1 protein-coding gene is annotated in these 2,356 nt (G+C 33.1%); it reads right to left on the bottom strand.

The window, feature by feature from the left end:
- Positions 1-403 precede the first annotated feature (403 nt).
- The gene (locus PSI15_RS17630; RefSeq protein ID WP_273584653.1) at positions 404-1,894 is read right to left on the bottom strand and encodes a cyclic peptide export ABC transporter; all 1,491 of its coding nucleotides are present in this window, start codon (positions 1,892-1,894) and stop codon (positions 404-406) included.
- Positions 1,895-2,356 lie beyond the last annotated feature (462 nt).

Raw genomic sequence — 2,356 nt, forward strand, 5'->3', positions numbered from 1 at the left:
TTTTGCCTTAGAGAAAACCACCGGAAAAGTTCGGCAATAACTACGTACATCAGATTCTAATTCCCTAAAAATAGCGTTTGTCATATCCATTCCTTATATAGAAAAAGTCGCTCACCTAAAAATATCATAAGCATTCAAATGTATTTTCCAAAGTAATTAAGCAGTCAAAAATAGGATGTGATTTATTCTTCCATATAAAAAGTTAAAACTGCCGTTTTTAAACGGTGACCTTAAGCGTAAATATTTTGACATATACGCGTTTATACAGAGAACGGTTTTACGACTTTCAGTCGTCAGTTCTAGCTGCGCTAACCACCGACTTTAGTCGGTGATAATTAAATTTTAACAAGCAAAAAAATATATGGTCACCTACTTTTACTCAGTTGGTGTCCATATGAAGAATTTAGATACCTTTTATATGTCCGTCTTCTAACTTAACTACTCTATCTGCCACTCCAAAGTAAGAGTCATCATGAGTAATAACAATAACAGTTTTGCCACGCGCCTTTAATTCAGGCAATAACTCTGTATAAAAAATATTTTTAAAAATAGGATCCTGATCTGCCGCCCATTCATCAAATATATAAACAGGACGATCTTCTAAATATGCAGATACTAAAGCTAATCTTTTACGCTGGCCAGTAGATATATTTATGGTAGAAAATTTTCCATCTAATACTTTGACTTTATGATCCATATTTAATTTCTGAATATAGTGAGAAGCTTTATCAGTAATATGTGAATCTACAGTAAGTAATTCTTCAAACAAGTGAAAATCAGAAAAAACGGCAGAGAAAAACTGTCGATAATACTCATTGTTAGATTCATTCATTTCTACACCATTTAATACAATAGCGCCAGAATCGCACTGAAACAAACCAACCAACAACATTGCCAAAGTAGTTTTACCGCTGCCATTACCTCCTATAATAAAAACAATTTCTTCATGGTGTATTTTAAGGTTTAATGGCCCAAGAATGAATTGGCTATCTTCCTTATCACTCGAATAGTGATGAACAACATCTTGTAATTCAAGTAATACTTTGTTTTTCTTTCTTTCCAAGAAAGGGCTAGGCTTATCAGGGCATATAAGCTGAGATTCCTGCAAATCCTTATCTAGTTGTCGCATCCTTTTCAAAGATACTTCTGCCGTGCGTAATTCGGGTATAGCTCCCATGACTTCACCAATAGGGCCAACTAAAAAGAGCATAACCAAGACTACCGTAACAAGAACACTTGGTTCAGACGGCCACCAAATGGGAACCACAAAAACCATAAAGCCAATTATTACGTAAAACATAGTATCTGCTGAATTTATTAACCATGCCCACCTAGCATGACTCTTTATAAAAATTTTTCTTAAATTTTCAGCACCATGCATAATAACTTGATTAACAAATAATTTACCACGATTGGTATTTAACTGCAGTTCCTTACTTCCTCTTATTAGGCTTTGAAAATTTAGGTAAATATTATCTATCTGTTCTCTAACCTTATCCATCATCTGAGAAGGATTTTTCTCTAAAATGTGAAATCCATACATCAGTGCGGCGAAACAGATTGTCAGGACTAAAAATAACACCCAAGATACCCAAGCCAAATAGCTAAGACAAGCCACAATAAGAATGGTATTACCAAATATTATTGGCGCAAATTTACATGACTCTGAAAATACATCAATATCTTTGGTTAAAACAGCTAACAGACCATGATGTCCAAGCTCTTGCTGCTTTTTAAATGGTGTTCGTAGTAATTTATTACTAAGACTGATACGTAGTGACAATATTGCAGATTGAGTCAAATGTAGTAACGCAATCTCTGCAGCAGTTTTACTAAAAAAATAGACTAAACATAATATAAAAAAAATATGAAAAAGAATAATCAAGAGACTCAATTGCTTTGCTCACCAGACCAACCAATGAGGCTGCCGCCCCCCCAGCTATTAATGCGCTTACCATAGAAAAACACAGCAATTTCCAAGAGTGTGCAAAAAGATACCTAATTAAATTCATAATATTCCATTCTCATTATTAGCACGCCATCAATATCAGGATAAAGCATCAAGTCCTGTCTAATCAGATTACATTCCGCAACTGAAACGATTCAATAAGCAAACTTAAACCATTTAATAAATAATGTATATACGATAGACATAACTTGCACTGAAATTTGTATACACAAATTACCATAAGTAATCATAGAGCAATATAATCGCCTTAAGTAAAGAGACTTATATTTCAAAAAAATAACATTTAACGCAAAAATTGACAAGAGGCATTTAAAAACAAAACTCCTTACTAAAAACATATAACATACAAAATTAATGCATAAATAATAGTTACTAGATAAATTAAAG

Source organism: Xenorhabdus sp. PR6a (assembly GCF_028599065.1).
GTDB classification, from domain to species: Bacteria; Pseudomonadota; Gammaproteobacteria; order Enterobacterales; family Enterobacteriaceae; genus Xenorhabdus; species Xenorhabdus doucetiae.